The following is a 16,736-nucleotide window of genomic DNA, read 5'->3' as shown; positions in this document are numbered from 1 at the left end:
TGAGAGTAGGACGCCGCCAAGCTATCATTACGGTAAAGGCAGCTCATCATGAGCTGCCTTTTTTGTTTATAAGTATTGCTTCAGGAAATTAGAAACGTAATACGGAAATTTGCGTTCCGTGACCTCTAAGAACCGGCGGATCATCACATAATCATCACTGACATGCTGTGTCAGCAGTTCATACCACCACTCCGTTTCATATCTCGCAATCATCCCGATATTGTAGAGGACCAAATAATGAATAATCATTTCCGGAAGATGCAGGAAGTGATCACGCTGAGAGGGAATGTAATATTGATTTTTCTCCAAGTGAAACAATAAATTTGGCGAAGACCAAGGTTCTCTGTCTATCGGGTCAGCCTCAAAAACCAAGTGGTTATGGTCTTTCCTCAGAAAAGACCACTTCAAATGATGGCTGATATATTCAGCAAAGCGGGAATCAGACATATTGTAATGAATCACCGCATGCTCAGGCACTGAAATAAGGTCATCTTTCAGCTCTACACGGGTCAGCCAATTCTTTTTCTCTTGGAAGTAAAAGACAGTATGCAATTCAGGTATGGCTGTCAGCAATTTCTTCATTGTGTACCGTTCTTCCTCAAGACCAGCTATCCCGAATAAGTGCTTCATTACATGAATACATAAGCCATTGCGCTGCACCTTCACTTCATCATCCCTAAAGGAGTAATTTTGCTTTTTGCGTTTCCGGGCAGTCACGCCATGCGCGAGTACTGAGGCGTGGCTTGGATAGCTTGGATCTGTGGTCAGAAGACAGGCTTTCAGCAATTGTGACATCCCGTAAAACAACAGAATAGGCTTAATTTCTAAAGGGGAAAAAGATGCCTGCTTATAAAAGGACTCGGCGTGTTTGATAAAGAATATGAAGCGCTCACTGTTCTTAAACGCATATCGTTTTGGTTCTTTCATACCGCTTTCTGTATAGATTTTATTTAGAAATTTCTGGGAAGATTCTACGGAATAAAATAATGATAACTCTTTCCACTCATGATCTCTCATATGTATTTTTAAACCCTTTCCTTTATCTAAATATTTCAACTCTTTTTCGCTTCCTTGACATGCTGTTTTCTAGTTGATAATCTACATATAATATTTTGCCGAAAAGAGGGGGATTTACTAATGTGGGAAAGTAAATTTTCAAAAGAAGGCTTAACGTTCGATGATGTACTGCTCGTACCGGCTCAATCAGACGTACTTCCGCGTGATGTGGATTTATCTGTTGAACTGACAAAGACGTTAAAGCTTAATATTCCTGTCATCAGTGCGGGAATGGATACAGTAACAGAATCAGCTATGGCGATTGCGATGGCCAGACAGGGCGGCTTGGGCATTATCCATAAAAACATGTCCATCGAACAGCAGGCTGAACATGTTGACAAAGTCAAACGTTCTGAACGGGGCGTTATTACAAATCCCTTCTTTTTAACACCTGATCATCAAGTATTCGATGCGGAGCATTTGATGGGGAAATACAGAATTTCCGGTGTTCCGATCGTAGATAATAAAGACGATCAAAAGCTTGTCGGTATCATTACAAACCGTGATCTTCGCTTTATCTCTGATTATTCAATGAAAATCAGTGATGTCATGACAAAAGAAGAGCTGGTTACGGCTTCTGTGGGAACCACATTAGACGAAGCAGAAAAAATCTTACAGAAACATAAAATTGAAAAACTCCCGTTAGTGGATGACCAAAACAAATTAAAGGGTCTTATTACGATCAAAGATATTGAAAAGGTTATCGAATTCCCGAATTCATCTAAAGATGAACACGGACGCCTTATTGTCGGCGCTGCGGTAGGCGTGACAGGCGATACAATGACACGCGTCAGCAAGCTTGTTGAAGCGAATGTCGACGTTATCGTGGTTGATACGGCTCACGGACATTCCAGAGGCGTACTGAACACAGTTGCGAAAATCCGTGAAACATATCCTGAACTGAACATTATCGCAGGAAATGTTGCAACGGCTGAAGCGACAAAAGCTCTGATTGAAGCCGGAGCAAATATTGTCAAAGTGGGAATCGGACCTGGTTCTATCTGTACGACACGCGTCGTTGCAGGTGTAGGCGTACCGCAGATCACTGCCATTTATGATTGTGCCACTGAAGCGAGAAAACACGGCGCGACAATTATCGCAGACGGCGGTATTAAATTCTCCGGAGATATTACAAAAGCGTTGGCTTCAGGCGGACATGCCGTAATGCTCGGAAGCCTGCTTGCCGGTACTTCAGAAAGCCCGGGAGAGACTGAAATCTATCAAGGCAGAAGATTTAAAGTGTATCGCGGTATGGGTTCTGTCGCTGCCATGGAAAAAGGCAGTAAAGACCGATATTTCCAAGAAGAAAATAAGAAATTCGTCCCTGAAGGTATCGAAGGACGGACTCCGTACAAAGGTCCTGTAGAAGAAACAGTGTATCAGCTTGTCGGCGGTCTTCGTTCAGGTATGGGATATTGCGGTTCAAAAGACTTGCGCGCTTTAAGAGAAGAGGCTCAATTCATCCGTATGACAGGTGCCGGACTTCGCGAAAGTCATCCGCATGATGTCCAAATTACGAAAGAATCACCAAACTATACAATCTCATAATTGTTACAAATAAAAAACATTTGACAGGGTCGCTGACTCTGTCTATTTTTTTTATATCGAGTGTGATAAAATTTATACTGTTGTGTTTTGAATTTGAATATGTCCTTAACGGCTTAATTATAGATTTAAAATGAATGACGGAGGTCGTAAGATTGAACATCACGAAATGGAAACAGCTGTTGGTGTCATTAGTGGTACTGGCACTGGCCGCAACTTGCTTTGTTCCAATGTCTAAAGCGGAGGCAGCCGGCAATGACCCGATTGATGTCAACGCATCAGCTGCGATAATGATTGAGGCTTCATCGGGAAAAATTTTATACAGTAAAAATGCAGACAAAAGACTGCCGATTGCCAGCATGACAAAAATGATGACTGAATATCTGCTTCTGGAAGCCATTAAAGAAGGAAAAGTGAAATGGGATCAAACGTATACTCCTGATGATTATGTCTATGAAATTTCTCAAGACAACAGTTTATCAAACGTCCCCCTTCGAAAAGACGGCAAATACACGGTTAAAGAACTGTATCAGGCTATGGCGATTTACTCTGCTAACGGAGCCGCGATTGCAGTTGCCGAAATTCTTGCCGGAACTGAAACGAAATTTGTCGCTGAAATGAATGCGAAAGCCAAAGAATTAGGCATGACAAACTATGACTTTAAAAATGCCACAGGGCTTGTGAATGAAGACCTTCACGGCAAGCAGCCGCAAGGAGAAGGCGTTAAAGAAGAAAGTGAAGTTTCTGCTAAAGACATGGCGCTTCTTGCAGACCGCCTGATCACTGATTATCCGGAAGTTCTCAAAACAACAAGCATCGCTAAGACGAAATTCAGAGCCGGCACTGATGATGAAATGGACATGCCGAACTGGAACTTCATGTTAAAAGGTCTTGTTTCTGAATACCCTGGCGTTGACGGCTTAAAAACGGGTTCTACTGATTCTGCGGGATCTTGTTTTACAAGCACAGCACAGCGGAACGGAATGCGGGTCATCACCGTTGTATTAGACGCAAAAGGCAACCTGCATACCGGACGTTTTGATGAAACGAAAAAAATGCTCGATTACGCATTTAACAGCAATTTCTCAATGAAAGATCTTTACCCTGAAGGCTCTCAAGTAAAAGGGCACAAAACGATTGACGTTGAAAAAGGGAAAGACAAGCAAGTCGATATTGTTACTGACAAGGCGCTTTCTATTCCTGTGAAAAGCGGGGATGAAAAGAACTATAAAGCCAAAGTGACTTTAGATAAAAAAGAAATCACGGCTCCTGTGAAAAAGGGAACGAAAGTCGGAACGCTGACAGTTACATACAAAGGCAGTGACAAAGACTATGGCTTCCTCAAAACCAAAGAGTTCAGCGTGAATCTTGTTACGAAAAATGATGTAGATAAAGCAAACTGGTTTGTTCAGATGATGCGCGGCATCGGCGGATTCTTCTCCGGTATCTGGAACAGCGCCGTTGACACGGTAACAGGCTGGTTTTAGAAATAAGAAAGAGCTCTGATGAAAGTTAGGGCTCTTTTGCTTAATATACTGAAAAAACCAAATTATTAGTAAAAAAATGATATCTATCTTATTCATCTCGCTGTAAAATAAGAATACCCATATGAAATATTGTATTTCTGGGATACAATAAGAGATAGAAATTATCTAACTATACATTGACTAGGGGGACCAAATAATGGCTCAAACAGGTACTGATCGTGTAAAACGCGGCATGGCGGAAATGCAAAAAGGCGGCGTCATCATGGACGTTGTAAATGCTGAACAAGCGAAGATTGCGGAAGAGGCGGGAGCTGTTGCCGTAATGGCGTTAGAACGCGTTCCGGCTGATATTCGCGCTGCCGGCGGTGTTGCCCGCATGGCTGATCCGACAATCGTTGAAGAAGTAATGAATGCTGTATCCATTCCCGTAATGGCAAAAGCGCGTATCGGACATATCGTTGAAGCGCGTGTCCTTGAAGCAATGGGAGTAGATTACATCGATGAAAGTGAAGTTCTGACTCCGGCTGACGAAGAATTTCATTTAAATAAAAACGAATATACAGTCCCGTTCGTATGCGGCTGCCGTGATCTCGGCGAAGCAACGCGCCGTATCGCCGAAGGAGCTTCCATGCTTCGTACAAAAGGCGAACCGGGAACAGGAAACATTGTGGAAGCTGTCCGCCATATGAGAAAAGTAAACGCGCAAGTGCGCAAAGTTGTTGCGATGAGCGATGATGAGCTGATGACTGAAGCTAAAAACCTCGGCGCTCCTTATGAACTGCTTCTTCAAATCAAGCGTGACGGCAAACTGCCTGTAGTGAACTTTGCTGCCGGCGGAGTAGCGACGCCTGCTGACGCGGCATTGATGATGCAGCTTGGCGCTGACGGCGTATTTGTCGGTTCAGGTATTTTCAAATCAGACAACCCTGCTAAATTTGCCAAAGCAATTGTTGAAGCAACGACTCATTACACAGACTACAAACTGATCGCTGAGCTTTCTAAAGAATTAGGCACAGCAATGAAAGGCATCGAAATCTCAAATCTATTGCCGGAACAGCGTATGCAAGAACGCGGCTGGTAAAACCATAGGAGAGCTGGAAGCATGTTAACAATTGGTGTACTTGGACTTCAAGGAGCAGTAAGAGAACATATTCGTTCAATTGAAGCATGTGGTTCAAAAGGTGTAGTCATTAAGCGTCCTGAACAGCTGAATGACATCGACGGTTTAATCCTGCCGGGCGGGGAAAGCACGACGATGCGGCGTTTAATGGATACGTATCATTTTATGGAGCCGCTTCGCGAGTTTGCCGCCCAAGGCAAGCCGATGTTCGGCACATGCGCCGGTCTGATTATTTTAGCCAAAGAGATAGCGGGAACGGATAACGCTCATCTAGGGCTGTTGAACGTTGTCGTCGAGCGTAATTCCTTTGGCCGTCAGGTTGACAGCTTTGAAGCTGATCTGACGATTAAAGGCCTTGATGAGCCGTTTACGGGTGTATTTATTCGCGCACCGCATATTTTAGAAGCCGGAGAAGATGTTGAAGTGCTTTGTGAGCATAACGGACGCATCGTGGCTGCAAAGCAGGGGAATTTCCTCGGCTGCTCGTTCCATCCTGAACTGACGGATGATCACCGGGTGACAGAGCTGTTTGTGAAGATGGCGGAAAAGCATAAGCAGGAAACAGCTGTATAAAACAGTTGAAAACCGCTGATACTTATAGTACATTATAAACACAAATAAAGATCGAAAAGCGTTGACAGGAAGCAGTAGGGAGCCTCTCTTTCAAAGAGAGCCGATGGGTGGTGCGAATCGGTGAAAGATGCTGTCCGAATCCGTCCTTGAGCGAAATGCTGAAAACTAGTAGGCATTTACGGGAAAACCGTTATGTGTTAAAGCGGGAAGCAAGTGTGAGCTTGTTTTCAATCAGGGTGGCAACGCGAGAGCTCTCGTCCCTTTTAGGGGATGAGGGCTCTTTTTTATTTTCGATAAAAACAGATAGGAGTTGTTAGGCATGATTGATACGAAGGTGCTGAGAGCCAATTTTCAAGAGGTAAAAGCGAAGCTCATTCCAAAAGGCGAAGACTTATCTGACTTTGACAAGTTTGAAGAGTTGGACGAAAAGAGAAGAGAGCTTATCGGTAAAGTAGAAGAACTGAAGGGAAAACGCAATGAAGTATCTCAGCAGGTCGCCGTTTTGAAACGGGAGAAAAAAGACGCTGATCATATTATTAAAGAGATGCGCGAAGTGGGCGAAGAAATTAAGAAGCTTGATGAAGAGCTTCGTACTGTCGAAACGACGCTCGAAACCATCCTTCTGTCTATTCCGAACATCCCGCACGATTCAGTGCCCGTCGGGGAAACGGAAGATGATAACATTGAAATTCGCAAGTGGGGAGAGGCGCCGGCATTTTCATATGAGCCGAAACCGCATTGGGATATCGCAGACCATTTAAACATTCTTGATTTCGAACGCGCTTCAAAAGTAACAGGCAGCCGGTTTGTGTTTTATAAAGGATTAGGCGCCCGCCTCGAACGCGCGCTCTACAACTTTATGCTGGATCTTCACGTTGATGAATATGATTACACGGAAGTCATTCCTCCTTATATGGTAAACCGTACGAGCATGACAGGTACGGGACAGCTTCCTAAATTTGAAGAGGATGCTTTTAAAATCAGAGAAGAGGATTATTTCTTAATTCCGACGGCGGAAGTGCCGATTACAAATATGCACCGCGATGAAATCTTATCCGGTGAGAACCTGCCGATCAATTATGCCGCATTCAGCGCTTGCTTCCGTTCAGAAGCGGGATCTGCCGGCCGTGATACACGCGGTTTGATCCGCCAGCATCAGTTCAACAAGGTTGAGCTTGTGAAATTCGTGAAGCCGGAAGATTCTTATGAGGAGCTTGAAAAACTGACGAATCAAGCTGAGCGGGTGCTTCAGCTGCTTGAACTGCCGTATCGTGTCATGAGCATGTGTACCGGTGATCTCGGCTTTACAGCCGCGAAAAAGTACGATATTGAGGTATGGATTCCAAGCCAAGACACATACCGTGAAATTTCTTCTTGCAGTAACTTTGAGGCCTTCCAGGCGAGACGCGCAAACATTCGATTCAGACGCGAAGCGAAAGGCAAGCCGGAGCATGTGCATACATTAAACGGTTCAGGTCTTGCAGTCGGCAGAACAGTAGCTGCCATCTTAGAAAACTATCAGCAGGAAGACGGAAGTGTCATCATTCCGAAAGTGCTTCGTCCTTATATGGGAAATAAAGAAGTCATCAAACCGTAAAAGGTGCGCCCTAGAGGCGCGCCTTTTTTGCTGCCCGGTATAGAGCGGCGGCATTCCGGGCTGTGCTTTCAAGGTTAAAACGGCCGGATGCTAAGGCGTCTTCAAGACTTACAGCGCCGGGCACGATAGAAAAAACAGCCGTTATTCCTGCGCTGTAAACATGCTCGAAATTTTTGCCTAAGGAGCCCGCCAATGCGATAACGGGAATTTCTTGAGCAGATGCGCGTGCGGCGATCCCGGCGGGGGTTTTGCCGAATATCGTTTGTCCGTCTATCTGCCCCTCTCCGGTAATGACAAGGTCAGCGCCTCTTATCTGATCTGAGAAGGACAGTGTATCTAATAAAACGTCAATCCCGCTTTGAAGTTCTGCCTGTAAGAAAGCGATCAGTCCGGCGCCGAGTCCCCCTGCGGCGCCCGCGCCTTTTACGGTATCCGCTTCGATATCGTGCTGACGTCTCAATACGTCAGCGAAATGGCGTAAGTTGCGATCCAATACAACTTTAGTCTTCTCGGATGCCCCTTTTTGCGGGCCGAAGACATATGACGCGCCGTTTTTACCGGTCAGAGGATTTTCGACATCACATGCGGCACGGATACGGATATGTTTCAGATCAGGAGAGAGACCGCTTATATCAATAGAAGCTAGGGTGTGCAGAGCGCCTCCGCCGTCAGGTATCTCCTGACCTTCCTCATTTAAGAAACGCACACCGAGCGCGCTCGCCATTCCTGTTCCGCCGTCATTGGTTGCGCTCCCGCCAAGCCCGATGATGATCTCACCCGCCCCGCGGGAAGCTGCATCTGCTATCAGTTCACCCGTTCCTCTTGTCGTTGTGTTCAACGGATCTCTGAGATGGCGGGGAACGAGATGAAGTCCCGATGCTTCCGCCATTTCAATGACTGCCGTGCGTCCGTCTCCCAGAAGTCCATATGCGGCGTTTACCGGCGTTCCCAGCGGACCGGTCACAGTTTTTTTGATGATGCTTCCGCCAGTGGCATCCGTCAAAGCCTGAACGGTTCCTTCTCCGCCGTCGGCCGCAGGTATCTTGATATATTCCGCGTCAGGGAAGACCGCTTTGAATCCTTTTTCTATGCTGTCAGCGGCTTCTTTTGATGTCATGCTTTCTTTGAAAGAATCCGGTGCAATAATGATTTTCATTATGTTCTCCACCTTTATGAGCAGGTTATCTGTTTGAATCTATTCTTGATTTTTACTGTGTTTTCCTGCCCGTATGGCATACTGAGGTTGAATTGGACGCAAGACTTTTGTATGATAGTAAAGCTGACGGACAAGCTGTTTAAGAAATGAAATAAAAAATATGAAAAAGCGCTTGACTGAAATTTAGGTCATGTGGTATATTATTAAATGTCGATACGGAGGAATACCCAAGTCTGGCTGAAGGGATCGGTCTTGAAAACCGACAGGGGTGTCAAAGCCCGCGGGGGTTCGAATCCCTCTTCCTCCGCCATATTGATTTTAAACCTAATGAAACTCGAGCATATATTGGAGATTGTTTTGTCCGCTGCATGTGATGCAGCGGATTTTTTATATGCAAAAAAAGCGATTTTCTCTGTTCGGGGAAAATCGCTTTGCTATTTTTATTTATTTCTGTTTTCGTTGATCACGCGGCTGATTTTTTCGATCAAAGGTTCCAGTGACTGTTCATCAGCTTCAAGGTCATAATCTTCAATGCGCACTTTTAGCACAGGGCAGGCGTTAAAACCGCTGATCCAGTCTTCGTACCGTGTATACATCTCTTCCCAATAGGAGCGGTTTGTCTGCAGCTCCATCTCGCGGCCTCGCTTTTCAATCCGGTTTATAATGTTTTCAAGGTCGCCTTCTAAATAGATCAAAACATCAGGATGCGGGAAGTACGGCGTCATGACCATCGCCTCAAATAGACTTGTGTATGTTGTGTAATCTGTCAGCGACATGGTTCCTTTATCGGCATGCATTTTTGCGAATATGCCTGTATCTTCATAAATCGAACGGTCCTGCACGAATCCGCCGCCTGATTCAAACATGTTTTTCTGCTCTTTGAACCGCTCAGCCAGAAAATAAATTTGCAAATGGAAGCTCCAGCGTTCAAAATCGTGATAAAACTTCTCTAAATAAGGGTTTTCATCCACTTCCTCAAGTGAGGTATGAAACCCGAGCCGTTTTGCTAAAGCTTTGGTCAAAGTCGATTTTCCGACTCCTACCGTTCCCGCTACTGTGATAATGGCGTTGTTTGGAATATGAATGTCTTTCATTTAATAAGCTCCTTTACCTGACGGGCAATTCTTTCATAGTCTGTCTTATTCAAAACAAAGTCTTCAGTATCACCGTCAATGGTCAGTACAGATATATCCGGATCTTCTTCCTGAAGCTGTCTGATGGCTGTGTCGTAATCTGCAATGAGACGTTCCAGATATTGATGCTCGATATTTTTCTCAAACGGGCGCCCGCGTTTTTCAATGCGTTGAAGCAATGTCGGCAGGCTTGCCTTTATGTATACAATGATATTCGGTTTCGGCAGGTCGTGAGTGAGCAGATGATAAATCTGCTTATACTTCTCAAGCTTTTGGCCGTGCAATGTACGCTCTGCGAAAATAACATTTTTATAAATATGATAATCGGACAAAACGGGCTGTCCTTGTTTTAAATAATCTCGATCGGTGTCTTCAAGCTGTTTATACCTGTGACATAGAAAAAACATTTCAAGCTGGAAACTCCACTCCTCGATATTGTCATAAAACTTATCGAGATAAGGGTTGTCTTCCACAATCTCATTAATCATAGGAAAACCGAGCTCTTCAGAAAGCATCGTAGCGAGTGTCGTTTTTCCTGCCCCGATAGGACCTTCTACCGCGATAAAAGGGGCTCTGTTCATTGAAAATCCTCCTTAATTCTGTAAACATCCGTCAGCTGCCGGCCTTTATATTGTATCACACTCTCAGAAAAGCCCATGAAAAAAGACGCTTCCAATTAACGAAACGTCTCTTTTACAATATGAAATTGATCGTTGAGCAAAAGCCAGTTTTGCGGGAAAGAAAGGCCGAGTTTCCAATAGCTGATTCCTCTTAAATGAAGTTCTTTAATTAAATTGAATTTCGCTTGAATGGATCGTGCGTCTTCAAACCATACTTCATGCCGTCTCTGATTTTCATCCGTGTAACGAAAGAATGGAGCCTGGGCGGTTTCGTCATATTGAATGTCGACTTTATGGCGTGCTGCCAGAGCGATTGCCTGCTGAGGACTGACGGCTTTGGCTGTCGTTCCCTGTTTAAAAGGCAGTGTCCAATCGTAGCCGTACATGTTCTGGCCCATAACGATTTTTGAAGAAGGCATTTCCGTCAGCGCGTACTCAATGACATTTCTTACAGGGCCGATAGGTGATACGGCCTGAGCCGGGCCTCCGCTGTACCCCCACTCATATGTCATGATTACGACAAAATCGACGATTTCTCCATGTGCCCTATAGTCATGTGCTTCGTACCATTTGCCGGCCTGGGTCGCGCTCGTTTTCGGAGCAAGCGCCGTTGAAATCTTCCAGCCTTCCCGATGAAAAATCGTCCTCGCTTCACGTAAAAAACGATTGTAGGCTTCTCTGTCCTGTGGACGTAAATATTCGAAATCAAAGTGAATATCGCGAAAGCCGTACTTTTTAGCCGTGGAGACGATTTCCTGAAAGAGTTTTGTTTTCACTGTATTGTCATTCAAGATGAGCCGCCCGAGTTCATCGCTGAATGCGTCATTTTCAAGGTTGGTGATGATCATCATCAGTGTGGTGTTGTGCCTGTCACTGATGCTTTTTAAATTGGTCAAAGGCGGTTCCTTTAAAGTCCCGTTCCGCTGCACTTGAAAACTGAATGCGCCGAGGTATGTTAAATAAGGAGAGGCCTCCCTTGCCGCCTGTTGGAGATTAGCGCTTACGCTCGTTCCCCGCGGTTCTATATATGCATTTGATTCGATATCGGGCTTATTCGCCTGCTGCGGAATGTAAAGGCGGGTTCCGGCTCTCAATGTGGTGCCGGGCTGAATTCCGTTAACCCTCGCAAGCTCCGCGGCCGATATATGAAAACGGCCGGCGATTGCCGCGAGAGTATCACCTTGTTTCACTTCGTAATATTGACCCTCAATCGGGATGACAAGGGTTTGTCCGACAACCAATGTATTTGGATTAGGCAGTTTATTTGCTTCCGCAATGACATTTGCGGCAGTCCGGTAGCGCGCCGCAATAGCGGAAAGCGTGTCGCCCCGTTTCACTATATAGATCTGAATGAAAAACGCCTCCTTTCATATCCGCTATCAAATATATGAAAAAAGGAGGCTGATCATGTTTATTTTTCGGCGGTAATTTGTTTTTCCGTGGTTATTTCTGCGAAGAGAACATTCTCCATCATGGTCAAAGCGAAATCATTGTCTTCGTCGTTATTGGAAGCGGTGCAGTCTTTCGGAATGGCAATGCTGTATTCTCTCATATAGGCGTCGTTGGCCGTGAACAGCACACAAATGTTCCCGGCAATCCCCGTGATGACTAATCGGTTCACTTGTAATTCGGTCAGAAGGGTGTGAAGCGCTGTTTCGTAAAAAGCGGAATGCTTCGGTTTAATGAGAAAATAATCATCCGGCTGAGGCGAAATTTCTTTTATAATGGGGGCGCTTCTGTCGTTGCTGCATTCCTCCCTGATGGCATCAATATCAGCCTTCCAGAGCCCGTAATGATCATTAATATAAATAATCGGCCAGTTGCTTTGTTTTGCATGCTTCTTTAATGATAAAATACGGGGGACAATTTGTTTGGTTTTTTCAGCAAGACGTTCGCCCATATCAAATTGAAAATTGTTGATCATATCGACAATCAGAAGGGCTGTGTTGTTAGGTTCAGACAATACCGGCAACTCCTTTCTGCTGGGGTATTCCTATTTTAACCTTTATGAGACATGAAAAAACTTAAGAAGAGAGCTCGAACCTATGAATGATGAATATTATATGAGAGAAGCCATAAAAGAAGCGAAGAAAGCCGAAGCGAAAGGTGAAGTGCCGATCGGAGCAGTTCTTGTTCTGCACGATGAGATCGTGGCGCGGGCGCATAATCTGCGGGAGACTGAACAGAGGTCGCTTGCCCACGCCGAAATGCTGGCGATAGACGAAGCGTGCCGTAGGCTGGGGACATGGAGACTTGAGGATGCCGTTCTTTATGTCACTTTGGAGCCGTGTCCGATGTGCGCGGGAGCCGTCGTGCTTTCGAGAGTCGATAAGGTCGTATTCGGCGCATTTGATCCCAAGGGGGGCTGTACAGGAACGCTGATGAACCTCTTGCAGGAAGAGCGGTTCAACCACCAAGCGGAAGTGGTGAGCGGCGTGCTCGGAGAAGAGTGCGGAGAAATGCTCAGCGCTTTTTTCAGAAAGCTGCGCCGGCAAAAGAAAGACATGAGGAAAAAGTTGTCTGAGTAGTACGGTTGCATTTTCTGCCTGAAGCAGATATACTTATGTGTGCATCATGAATGGTGCGCATATAAAAATTTGATATTTATTTTGCCGTGCTAAGCGGGGAGGTAGCGGTGCCCTGTACCCGCAATCCGCTCTAGCGGGGCCGAATCCCTTCTCGAGGTTCGTTTACTGTAAGGTCTGCCTTAAGTAAGTGGCGTTGACGTCTGGGTCCTGCGCAATGGGAATTCATGAACCATGTCAGGTCCGGAAGGAAGCAGCATTAAGTGAAACCTCTCATGTGCCGCAGGGTTGCCTGGGCTGAGCTAACTGCTTAAGTAACGCTTAGGGTAGCGAATCGACAGAAGGTGCACGGTAAATCAATCATCAAATTTCAGACTCACCTGTTTATGGCAGGTGAGTTTTTTCGTATATGAAAAACGGGTTTTGGCGTTAAAAGCACGTTCATGTATAATAAACATGATGAATAACAGAGGAGGGCGCATCCTGTGGGTTACCAAGCTTTATATCGAGTATTTAGGCCTCAGCAGTTTGAAGATGTGGTCGGACAGGAACACATTACGAAAACGCTGCAAAATGCCCTTTTGCAAAAGAAATTTTCTCATGCATATCTGTTTTCTGGACCGCGGGGAACGGGAAAAACCAGTGCAGCTAAAATATTTGCGAAAGCAGTCAACTGTGAGCACGCCCCCGTAGAAGAACCGTGCAATGAATGTGCGGCGTGCAAGGGGATCACAAACGGCTCTATATCAGATGTGATTGAAATAGATGCGGCGTCGAATAACGGCGTAGACGAAATCCGCGACATCCGTGACAAAGTAAAATTCGCCCCGTCGGCCGTCACCTACAAAGTATATATTATAGATGAGGTGCATATGCTCTCTATCGGCGCATTCAATGCGCTTCTGAAAACGCTGGAAGAACCGCCGGCACATTGCATTTTCATATTAGCTACGACTGAGCCTCATAAGATTCCTTTAACCATTATCTCCAGATGTCAGCGTTTTGACTTCAAACGGATTACATCCAAAGCAATTGTCGGACGAATGAAGACAATCGTCGATGCAGAGCAGCTGAAGGTGGAAGAAGGAGCCCTTGATATCATAGCGAGTGCTGCGGACGGAGGAATGAGGGACGCGCTGAGCCTGCTCGATCAAGCCGTATCATTCAGCGGCGAGGAGCTGTCGGTGGATGATGCATTGCTCATTACCGGAGCCGTTTCTCAGCACTATATTGGAAAACTGGCATCTGCTCTTCACCGCAAACAGGTTTCCGAGGCATTGGAAACACTGAATGAATTGCTCCAGCAAGGGAAAGATGCGGCCAAACTGATTGAAGATATGATTTTCTATTTTAGGGATATGCTCTTGTACCAGGCCGCTCCCGGTTTAGAAGGAGTCCTGGAGAAGGTGAAGGTCGATGAAACGTTTCGGAATCTGAGCGGTGACATACCGGCCCCCGCTTTATATGAGATGATTGATATCCTGAATAAAAGCCATCAGGAAATGAAGTGGACGAACCACCCAAGAATCTTTTTTGAAGTGGCTGTCGTGAAAATATGCCAGACGGCACAGCAATCCGCCGGAGACACCCCTGAGGTCGGCATGCTGATGAATAAGATTCAGCAGCTTGAGCAGGAAGTAGAAAGGCTGAAAACCTCCGGTGTGAAGGTTCAGATGGAAAGCGCTCCGAAAGAAGCTCCGCGTCCTCAAAAAGGCGGAAAAAGCCATTACAAAGCTCCGGTCGGAAGAATTCATGAGATATTGAAGGAAGCCACAAGACCTGAACTTGAACAGCTTAAAAGCAGCTGGGGCAAGCTGCTGGCACACCTGAAACAGCAGAATAAGGTGTCTCATGCGGCTCTGTTGAATGACAGTGAACCGGTGGCTGCTGCTCAAAAGGCATTTGTACTTAAATTTAAATACGAAATCCATTGTAAAATGGTTGCAGAAGACAATAACGGAGTCCGTACGAATCTTGAACAGATTCTCGAATCAATGCTCGGGAAAAGAATGGATTTGATTGGCGTTCCGGAAGCACAATGGGGTAAAATAAGAGAAGAATTTTTAAATGATCACCAGCAGGAAAGTGAAGGATCAAACGAACCGGCTGAAGAAGATCCGCTGATTGCAGAGGCGAAAAAACTTGTCGGAGCGGATTTAATCGAAATAAAAGACTAATAAGATGAAAGAGAGTGATTGAATATGCGTGGCGGAATGGGAAACATGCAAAAAATGATGAAACAAATGCAAAAAATGCAAAAGGATATGGCGAAGGCTCAGGAGGAGCTTGCTGAAAAAGTGCTTGAAGGCACAGCGGGCGGCGGTATGGTGACTGTAAAAGTCAACGGCCAAAAAGAAGTTGTAGACATTGCCATTAAAGAAGAAGTCGTTGATCCGGAAGATATCGAAATGCTTCAGGACCTGGTTCTTGCTGCGACAAACGACGCCCTCAAAAAAGTGGATGACATGACGAATGAAACAATGGGACAATTTACAAAAGGAATGAACATACCGGGTTTGTTCTAGGGGGATAAATAAACATGCAGTATCCTGAACCAATATCAAAGCTGATTGACAGCTTTATGAAATTGCCAGGGATCGGACCGAAAACAGCGGTTCGTCTGGCTTTTTTTGTTCTAGGTATGAAAGAAGACACAGTATTGGATTTTGCTAAGGCGCTTGTCAATGCGAAGCGGAATCTGACATATTGCTCGATTTGCGGACATATAACAGATCAGGACCCTTGTTATATATGTGAGGACACAAGAAGGGATAAGTCTGTTATTTGTGTCGTGCAGGACCCTAAGGATGTGATCGCAATGGAGAAAATGAAGGAATATAACGGCCAGTATCATGTTCTTCACGGCGCGATTTCACCAATGGATGGCATCGGCCCGGAGGATATTAAGATTCCGGAGCTGCTGAAACGTCTTCAGGATGATCAAGTGACAGAAGTTATTCTCGCAACCAACCCTAATATTGAAGGGGAAGCAACAGCGATGTATATATCAAGGCTGTTAAAGCCCTCAGGCATCAAGCTCTCCCGTATTGCCCACGGTCTGCCCGTCGGCGGTGATTTGGAATATGCTGATGAGGTCACTCTTTCAAAAGCTCTTGAAGGAAGACGTGAATTGTAAGGGAGGAAAAGGCAAGGCATGGGTTTTCTTCGCAGAAATACATTAAGAAAAGAGTTTGATGAGAAGCTGATAGAACAGCTCTTTAAACAAAAAGAAGAATGGAACAGACAGAAGAGTCTGGTCGAGAAAAGTCTCGAGCCCTCCGCTGAGGTATTGTTTGAGCTGAAAGTCGCTGAATCTAAGTACTTTTTTTATTTGAAAGAAGCGAAGCAGCGGAATTTGAAAATGAGCAGATGGAAGTAAGAGGTCTATTCTCCGGGATCTTCTCATAAGCTTGTACTAAACAAGCGAGGGGGAAGATTCATGGAGCCTTTTTTCATTATCGGTTTGATTGTCGGTCTGGTTGCTTTGCTTTTTTTATGGGGAGTATCTTCAAAACCGCTAAGATGGATTGGTGTGACTGCGATTAAGTTTATTGCCGGTGCGATTCTGCTGGTGGGTGTGAACTTGTTCGGAGGCAGTCTCGGTATTCATATCCCTGTTAACCTGATTACAACGGGCATCAGCGGGATTCTGGGGATTCCCGGCATCGCGGCTTTGATAGTCATTAAACGCTTCATCATTTAATTTATCGATTATTGTTGACATGTTGGATCAAGGGTGGTATTCTAATATACGTCGCTGATGACGAAACGAATTCTTAAAAAAGAAATTATAAAAAGTTATTGACGACATCGACACTGATATGTTACAATAATTAAGTCGCTTCAAGAGCGATGGACAAAGTTCTTTGAAAACTAAACAAGACAAAACGTACCTGTTAATTCAAAGTTTTAAATAAATCGCAC

General features: G+C 45.2%; 17 protein-coding genes, 1 tRNA gene, 1 other RNA gene and 1 other annotated feature. Of the genes, 13 read left to right on the top strand and 6 right to left on the bottom strand.

Features of this window, described 5'->3' with window-relative positions; genetic code table 11:
- Window positions 1-66: 66 nt before the first annotated feature.
- The gene (locus BGM27_RS18445; RefSeq protein ID WP_038462359.1) at window positions 67-1,017 is read right to left on the bottom strand and encodes a YaaC family protein; all 951 of its coding nucleotides are present in this window, start codon (window positions 1,015-1,017) and stop codon (window positions 67-69) included.
- 120 nt (window positions 1,018-1,137) lie between these two features.
- On the opposite strand from BGM27_RS18445, the gene guaB reads away from it, so the two are divergent.
- From guaB to serS, 5 genes are all read left to right on the top strand, one after another.
- Entirely contained in the window at window positions 1,138-2,604 is a 1,467-nt protein-coding gene (gene guaB / locus BGM27_RS18440; RefSeq protein WP_007408741.1) for an IMP dehydrogenase, read from the top strand.
- A gap of 152 nt (window positions 2,605-2,756) precedes the next feature.
- Window positions 2,757-4,088: a D-alanyl-D-alanine carboxypeptidase gene (dacA, locus tag BGM27_RS18435; protein ID WP_007408742.1), complete on the top strand. Its 1,332-nt coding sequence runs from the start codon at window positions 2,757-2,759 to the stop codon at window positions 4,086-4,088.
- A 196-nt stretch (window positions 4,089-4,284) separates the two neighbouring features.
- The gene (gene pdxS / locus BGM27_RS18430) at window positions 4,285-5,169 is read left to right on the top strand and encodes a pyridoxal 5'-phosphate synthase lyase subunit PdxS (RefSeq protein WP_003150714.1); all 885 of its coding nucleotides are present in this window, start codon (window positions 4,285-4,287) and stop codon (window positions 5,167-5,169) included.
- A gap of 21 nt (window positions 5,170-5,190) precedes the next feature.
- Window positions 5,191-5,781, top strand: a complete 591-nt coding sequence (gene pdxT, locus BGM27_RS18425) for a pyridoxal 5'-phosphate synthase glutaminase subunit PdxT (RefSeq protein ID WP_007615126.1) — start codon at window positions 5,191-5,193, stop codon at window positions 5,779-5,781.
- Between the two features lie 52 nt (window positions 5,782-5,833).
- Window positions 5,834-6,046 (top strand) — a binding site (T-box leader).
- Between the two features lie 54 nt (window positions 6,047-6,100).
- A complete protein-coding gene (gene serS, locus BGM27_RS18420; RefSeq protein ID WP_007408744.1) occupies window positions 6,101-7,378 on the top strand; it encodes a serine--tRNA ligase in 1,278 nt (425 codons plus the stop codon).
- A 10-nt stretch (window positions 7,379-7,388) separates the two neighbouring features.
- Here the strand turns inward: serS and BGM27_RS18415 are convergent, their stop codons facing one another.
- Window positions 7,389-8,534 (bottom strand): glycerate kinase, encoded by a 1,146-nt coding sequence (locus BGM27_RS18415; RefSeq protein WP_007408745.1) that lies wholly within the window; start codon window positions 8,532-8,534, stop codon window positions 7,389-7,391.
- Between the two features lie 217 nt (window positions 8,535-8,751).
- Here BGM27_RS18415 and BGM27_RS18410 point away from each other — a divergent pair.
- A tRNA-Ser gene (locus tag BGM27_RS18410) sits at window positions 8,752-8,844 on the top strand.
- A 130-nt stretch (window positions 8,845-8,974) separates the two neighbouring features.
- Here BGM27_RS18410 and dck read toward each other — a convergent pair.
- From dck to BGM27_RS18390, 4 genes are all read right to left on the bottom strand, one after another.
- Window positions 8,975-9,628, bottom strand: a complete 654-nt coding sequence (gene dck / locus BGM27_RS18405) for a deoxyadenosine/deoxycytidine kinase (RefSeq protein WP_007408746.1) — start codon at window positions 9,626-9,628, stop codon at window positions 8,975-8,977.
- Window positions 9,625-10,248 carry a deoxyguanosine kinase gene (gene dgk, locus BGM27_RS18400; protein WP_007408747.1) on the bottom strand — a complete coding sequence of 208 codons (624 nt, stop codon included), beginning with the start codon at window positions 10,246-10,248 and terminating at the stop codon, window positions 9,625-9,627. Before dgk ends, dck begins: the two co-directional genes overlap by 4 nt.
- Window positions 10,249-10,343: 95 nt before the next feature.
- Entirely contained in the window at window positions 10,344-11,627 is a 1,284-nt protein-coding gene (locus BGM27_RS18395; RefSeq protein ID WP_032865225.1) for a glycoside hydrolase family 18 protein, read from the bottom strand.
- Between the two features lie 71 nt (window positions 11,628-11,698).
- Window positions 11,699-12,250, bottom strand: a complete 552-nt coding sequence (locus tag BGM27_RS18390) for a cysteine hydrolase family protein (RefSeq protein ID WP_007408750.1) — start codon at window positions 12,248-12,250, stop codon at window positions 11,699-11,701.
- Between the two features lie 82 nt (window positions 12,251-12,332).
- Between BGM27_RS18390 and tadA the strand changes: the two genes are divergently transcribed.
- The 7 genes from tadA (at window position 12,333) to BGM27_RS18355 (ending at window position 16,515) form a co-directional block, all read left to right on the top strand.
- Window positions 12,333-12,815 carry a tRNA adenosine(34) deaminase TadA gene (gene tadA, locus BGM27_RS18385; protein ID WP_007408751.1) on the top strand — a complete coding sequence of 161 codons (483 nt, stop codon included), beginning with the start codon at window positions 12,333-12,335 and terminating at the stop codon, window positions 12,813-12,815.
- Between the two features lie 84 nt (window positions 12,816-12,899).
- An RNA gene (gene ffs, locus BGM27_RS18380) (signal recognition particle sRNA large type) lies at window positions 12,900-13,164 on the top strand.
- A gap of 133 nt (window positions 13,165-13,297) precedes the next feature.
- Window positions 13,298-14,989, top strand: coding sequence for a DNA polymerase III subunit gamma/tau (gene dnaX, locus BGM27_RS18375; RefSeq protein ID WP_007408753.1), 1,692 nt, complete (start codon window positions 13,298-13,300; stop codon window positions 14,987-14,989).
- Between the two features lie 24 nt (window positions 14,990-15,013).
- Window positions 15,014-15,337 (top strand): YbaB/EbfC family nucleoid-associated protein, encoded by a 324-nt coding sequence (locus BGM27_RS18370; RefSeq protein ID WP_007408754.1) that lies wholly within the window; start codon window positions 15,014-15,016, stop codon window positions 15,335-15,337.
- A gap of 14 nt (window positions 15,338-15,351) precedes the next feature.
- Entirely contained in the window at window positions 15,352-15,948 is a 597-nt protein-coding gene (recR, locus tag BGM27_RS18365; RefSeq protein ID WP_003150697.1) for a recombination protein RecR, read from the top strand.
- A gap of 18 nt (window positions 15,949-15,966) precedes the next feature.
- The gene (locus tag BGM27_RS18360; protein WP_007408755.1) at window positions 15,967-16,191 is read left to right on the top strand and encodes a YaaL family protein; all 225 of its coding nucleotides are present in this window, start codon (window positions 15,967-15,969) and stop codon (window positions 16,189-16,191) included.
- A 60-nt stretch (window positions 16,192-16,251) separates the two neighbouring features.
- Window positions 16,252-16,515, top strand: a complete 264-nt coding sequence (locus tag BGM27_RS18355; protein WP_003150686.1) for a pro-sigmaK processing inhibitor BofA family protein — start codon at window positions 16,252-16,254, stop codon at window positions 16,513-16,515.
- Window positions 16,516-16,736: the final 221 nt, after the last annotated feature.

It is taken from the genome of Bacillus sp. FJAT-27001 (genome assembly GCF_019039175.1).
GTDB lineage: Bacteria > Bacillota > Bacilli > Bacillales > Bacillaceae > Bacillus > Bacillus velezensis.
Note: the sequence above shows the minus strand (reverse complement) of the source record. Positions and strands in the feature narration are given on the sequence as shown.

Excerpts from the sequence above, each read along its gene's own strand:
- BGM27_RS18360 (WP_007408755.1), top strand. The coding sequence starts at position 15,967 with ATGGGTTTTCTTCGCAGAAATACATTAAGAAAAGAGTTTGATGAGAAG.
- BGM27_RS18415 (WP_007408745.1), bottom strand. The coding sequence starts at position 8,534 with ATGAAAATCATTATTGCACCGGATTCTTTCAAAGAAAGCATGACATCA.
- pdxS (WP_003150714.1), top strand. The coding sequence starts at position 4,285 with ATGGCTCAAACAGGTACTGATCGTGTAAAACGCGGCATGGCGGAAATG.
- recR (WP_003150697.1), top strand. The coding sequence starts at position 15,352 with ATGCAGTATCCTGAACCAATATCAAAGCTGATTGACAGCTTTATGAAA.
- dgk (WP_007408747.1), bottom strand. The coding sequence starts at position 10,248 with ATGAACAGAGCCCCTTTTATCGCGGTAGAAGGTCCTATCGGGGCAGGA.
- BGM27_RS18445 (WP_038462359.1), bottom strand. The coding sequence starts at position 1,017 with ATGAGAGATCATGAGTGGAAAGAGTTATCATTATTTTATTCCGTAGAA.
- pdxT (WP_007615126.1), top strand. The coding sequence starts at position 5,191 with ATGTTAACAATTGGTGTACTTGGACTTCAAGGAGCAGTAAGAGAACAT.
- BGM27_RS18355 (WP_003150686.1), top strand. The coding sequence starts at position 16,252 with ATGGAGCCTTTTTTCATTATCGGTTTGATTGTCGGTCTGGTTGCTTTG.
- tadA (WP_007408751.1), top strand. The coding sequence starts at position 12,333 with ATGAATGATGAATATTATATGAGAGAAGCCATAAAAGAAGCGAAGAAA.
- dck (WP_007408746.1), bottom strand. The coding sequence starts at position 9,628 with ATGAAAGACATTCATATTCCAAACAACGCCATTATCACAGTAGCGGGA.
- BGM27_RS18370 (WP_007408754.1), top strand. The coding sequence starts at position 15,014 with ATGCGTGGCGGAATGGGAAACATGCAAAAAATGATGAAACAAATGCAA.
- guaB (WP_007408741.1), top strand. The coding sequence starts at position 1,138 with ATGTGGGAAAGTAAATTTTCAAAAGAAGGCTTAACGTTCGATGATGTA.
- serS (WP_007408744.1), top strand. The coding sequence starts at position 6,101 with ATGATTGATACGAAGGTGCTGAGAGCCAATTTTCAAGAGGTAAAAGCG.